Here is a 5,052-nt window from a genome sequence, read left to right as displayed (position 1 = left end):
GTAGGGAGGTTGGCGAAGTACACTAGGAGCTGGGCGCTAGAGCTAGACATAAAGAAAAATCGTCACCGGTTCTTTTAGATTGAAGACTTCGCTACTTGTTTTACTGCAAATCGAAAAGGAACACTAGGCACTGGGACTGAACCTGAACAACAAAATTTTGACCAAAGTGTTCTTATTCCGCTGCAAATAAAAAAAGAGCAATTCGCATATATACGAATCACTCCACTATTTTATCCACCTACAATTAAAAATACGATCCCAATTAAAACAAAACATGAAGCAACTGCAATTAACACTTTGGCTAATGTCTCCACAAATATTCTCCCCTTTATACACATAAATAGGTGATGGGATTAAGAAATACCTGCTCCAATTACATAAGAAAAACCGATAGAAATAACCATAGCTATAAATCCTACAGCACGATTATCATTCTGAATTTCATCATCAATCTTAAAGCCTGGTGTAAGAAATTCAAAAATAAAATAACCAGCAACCAACATAATAAAGCCAAATACTCCCCAATATATCATATCTAGAAGACTGTCATGTTGTATAATGGCATGTCTAAAAATATTAGCAATCCCAAATATTTTCCCACCAGTTGCCATAGCAACAGCCATATTACCATTTTTAATTTCTTCCCAATTACGATATTTCGTCACTAGTTCAAAGAATGCTAGGAATACAACTGCGCAAAGAACGACTACACTACAATAGGCAGCAATATACACATACTCATTCGACCAAAATGCATCCATACGTCATTCTCCCCGCTCTTAATTTACCATTATTTAAATTCAACAATTGTAACACCACTTCCACCTTCACCAGCTTCACCAAAGCGAATTCCTTTAACAGAACGATGATTCTTCAAGTACTCTTGAACACCCTGGCGCAACGCACCTGTGCCTTTCCCATGAATAATTGATACCCGTGGATAACCTGCCAATAAAGCGTCATCAATATATTTCTCTACACGCAGAATCGCATTTTCGAATCTTTCGCCACGCAAATCTAACTCTAAGCTAACATGAAAATCTTTTCCTTTTACAATCGCTAACGGCTTTGTTTCCACTACTTTTTGCGGCTTGATAAATTCTATATCCTTTTCTTTCACTTTCATTTTCAAGATTCCGATTTGTACAAGCCATTCTTTCTTGCCAGTTTGCTCTAATAACGTTCCTTTTCCATTTACACTTAGTACCTTCACTTCATCGCCAGCTTCAAAAACATGATCTTGCTTTGGCATAGGTTGTATTTTCTTAGACAATGTCGGAGCAGCATTTTCTAATTTTCTTCTTGCCTCGATTAATTCATGCTCTTTGACATCAGCCAATTTATGCAATCTTAAATCACGAAGCTCAGAAATCACTTCTTCCGCTTCAAATTTTGCTTTCTCAACAATTTGCTGTGCCTTTTCTTTAGCCGCTTCTATTGCATGATCCTTTTGCTCATAGAACTGTACTATTTCTTTCTGTAAATCATTATGAAGCTTCTCAGCGTTACGTAAATAATCGCGCGCTTTCACTCTTTCATCTTCTGCTGCTTTACGACTTTGCTCAAGAGATGCAATCATGTTCTCTACTTTGTTTGTATCCTCTCCAATATAGCTTTTCGCATCACGAATAATACGTTCGTGTAAGCCTAGTCGTTTTGAGATTTCAAAGGCGTTACTACGACCTGGAACACCTATTAATAATTTATATGTCGGACTCAATGTTTCAACATTAAATTCTACGCTCGCATTGATGACACCTTCACGATTATAACCATAAGCTTTCAATTCAGGATAATGTGTTGTCGCAATAATACGCGCTGAACGGGCGTGTACCTCATCCAAAATCGAAATAGCTAAAGCCGCACCTTCTTGAGGATCTGTTCCTGCACCTAACTCATCGAATAGAACTAATGTATTATTATCAACTTCATCCAAAATTTCTACAATATTAACCATATGAGAAGAGAACGTACTTAAGCTTTGTTCAATGGATTGCTCATCACCAATATCAGCAAATACTTTCTCAAACACACATGTTTCTGAACCATCTAAAGTAGGAATTTGCAGTCCTGCTTGTGCCATCAACGTACATAAACCTACTGTTTTGAGAGCAACTGTTTTCCCCCCTGTATTTGGACCTGTTATAACAATTGTAGAAAACTCATCGCCTAAAAAAATGTCATTCGCAACAACTTGATCGCGATCAATTAGAGGGTGCTTCGCTTTAAATAGCTTCATGCGACCTTCATTATTCAGTTTAGGTTTAGTTGCTTTCATGCTGCTGGCATAACGAGCTTTTGCAAAAATAAAATCCATCTGTGCCATAACCGAAACATTATGTAAGAGTTCAGATGTATATTCACCAACTGTAACTGAAAGTTGGATTAAAATACGCTCTATTTCCTGTTGTTCACTTGCTCGAAGTTCCTGCAAAGTATTGTTTAGTGTAACAATAGCTTGTGGTTCGATAAATAGCGTCTGTCCTGAAGATGATTGGTCGTGAATGATTCCACCATAGGCTCCCTTATATTCCTGCTTAACAGGAATAACAAATCGATCATTACGAATTGTAATAATACTATCTGACAGCATTTTTTGAGCAGATGATGATCGAATCATACTTTCCAGCTTTTCTCGAACACGCGCTTCATTTGCACGTAATTGTGTACGGACTGTACGCAACTTCTCACTTGCTGTATCTAATACTTCTCCGCCATCACCAATTGCATTTGAAATCAGCTTCTCAACATCAAACAAGTCACATAATGTAGCCATATACTCAGATAAATGCGGAAGTTCTAAATCACCATCCAACATTTCATCAATAAATTTTTGAAGCATTCGACCTGCTTTCAAAGTAGAAGCAATTTCTTTAAGCTCATTTGGACTTAACATTCCACCAATTTTTGCTCGCTTTGCATGAGCTGTAATATCAAAAATCCCAGCTAAAGGCACATGACCTTTTAAACGAATGACAGTTGCACCTTCATCCGTTTCTTCCTGCCACCTAACTACTTCTTCAAAAGAAGGCGATGGCATTAAATCTCTAATTTTGTTTCGTCCTAAAGACGATGATGCAAATGAATCTAATTGGCCACGAATTTTATCAAATTCAAGTGACTTCATGGTTTTATTATTCATGGAGAATAATCCCCCTTACAATCCTAGTTATTTTTCTAAGTTAGTCGTTTCTTTTTAAAAATGTAAGAAATTCATCTACATTTTGACTGTTTAATACTATATCTCTTCTTAAGTGCGCTTTCATTGCTGTAGATACTCCAATACTCATATGATCAAGCATTTCCATTTTATGAGCATCTGTATTAATCATAACTTTTACACCAGCTTCTTGAGCTTTCTTCAAATATTCAGCAGATAGATCTAATCGATGGGGATTTGCATTAAGTTCAAGGGCTGTATTCGTTTCCTTTGCTAATTGAATTAACGCATCCACATCCACATCATAACCATCTCTTCGACCGATTAGCCTTCCTGTTGGATGTGCAATAACATCGATGTGCGGATTATGTAGCGCTGTTTCTAGGCGGGCCATAATCGTTTCTCGTTTCTGAGAAAAACTTGAATGAATACTGGCAATAACAATATCCAACTCTTTTAATAAATCATCATCGAAGTCAAGGGTTCCATCAGGCAAAATATCCATTTCAATACCTGAGAGTACAAGAATATCATCATATTTTTTATTATACTCTTTTATGATTTGTATTTGTTCTCTTAATCGCTCTTCTGTCAGACCATTTGCCACTTTCAAGTATTGTGAGTGGTCAGTAATCGCCATATAACGATAACCTTTTGCTCTACACGCCTCAATCATTTCTTTAATAGAGTGTGCTCCATCACTCCACGTAGAGTGCATATGCAAATCACCTTTTATATCGCCGTGATTAAGGAGTTCCTCCGGTTTATAAGAATCCACTTCTGTACCGTCTTCACGTGCTTCAGGAGGAATAAATGGTACACCAAAATGCTGGAAGAATGCTTCTTCACTTTCAAACGTTTGAACTTCTCCTGTTTCTACATTTTCTACACCATACTCACTAATTTTCTCCCCTCGTTCTTTAGCTAATTGTCTCATTCGTACATTATGATCTTTAGAACCTGTGAAATGGTGTAAGGTTGTTATAAATTCTTCCGGCTTCACCAGTCGAAAATCCACCGAAACATCATATCGATAGTCAAGTGTTACAGAAACTTTTGTATCTCCAGCTGCAATAATATTCTTTACGTTTGAAATGCTCAAAAGTTTCTCTCTCACTTGATTTGGTTCATTTGTTCCAATAATAAAATCTAAATCTTTCACTGTTTCCTTCATTCTCCGCAGACTTCCAGCTCTAGAATATCGTTCTATTTGAGGAATATTCACTAAGTACGATTCTATTTCATTAGCGATTGGCATAACAAAAGACATTGGTAAACGATCCGGTCCTGAACTTTGTTCTTGAAGTGCCACAAGGATTTTCTCTTCTGACTTTTCTCCAAAGCCTGCTAGAGCACTCACTTTCTTCTCTTCACATGCTTTCATTAATTCTTCGCGATTCGTTATTCCAAGCTCTTTATAAAGCTTTGCAATTTTTTTCCCACCTAAACCCGCTATTTGTAATAAAGGAACAAGTCCTTCCGGCACTTCAGTTTGCAGTTGTTCTAACGTTTCCGATTTACCTGTTGTGATATATTCTTGAATAACCGCAGCCGTTCCCTTCCCTATACCTGATATTGCAGTAAAGTCTTCAATTTCTTTTAAGCTACGTTGATCATTTTCAAGGCTTGCAGCCGCTTTTCGAAAAGCAGAAATTTTAAATGGATTTTCACCCTTTAATTCCATGTAAAGCGCTATTTGTTCTAATAACTTTATAATATCTTTCTTATTCACTGTCATTTATAATCACCCTTTTCATCGGATTCCTATTTTATAATAACGATACATTTGTTCATAATAATTCACAAGTGGCTCAAAATAAAAAAGCGAAAGCCGCGCCCGTTTAACGCCGTATGAGACTTACGCACTTCGTAAGAGATAAAGGAAACACGAA

The 5,052-nt window shown here is 36.9% G+C and carries 3 protein-coding genes; all 3 read right to left on the bottom strand.

Annotated features, from left to right (window positions below; genetic code table 11):
* Positions 1-353: 353 nt before the first annotated feature.
* The 3 genes from V7014_RS23940 to polX are packed head-to-tail and all read right to left on the bottom strand — an operon-like array spanning position 354 to position 4,898.
* Positions 354-761 (bottom strand): DUF350 domain-containing protein, encoded by a 408-nt coding sequence (locus tag V7014_RS23940; RefSeq protein ID WP_335511064.1) that lies wholly within the window; start codon positions 759-761, stop codon positions 354-356.
* A 29-nt stretch (positions 762-790) separates the two neighbouring features.
* Complete coding sequence (locus V7014_RS23935) at positions 791-3,142, bottom strand: endonuclease MutS2 (protein ID WP_335511062.1); 2,352 nt, start codon at positions 3,140-3,142, stop codon at positions 791-793.
* A 40-nt stretch (positions 3,143-3,182) separates the two neighbouring features.
* Entirely contained in the window at positions 3,183-4,898 is a 1,716-nt protein-coding gene (polX, locus tag V7014_RS23930) for a DNA polymerase/3'-5' exonuclease PolX (protein ID WP_335511060.1), read from the bottom strand.
* Positions 4,899-5,052: the final 154 nt, after the last annotated feature.

This window comes from Bacillus sp. JJ722 (genome assembly GCF_036963345.1).
Classification (GTDB): Bacteria; Bacillota; Bacilli; order Bacillales; family DSM-1321; genus Bacillus_AD.
Note: the sequence above shows the minus strand (reverse complement) of the source record. Positions and strands in the feature narration are given on the sequence as shown.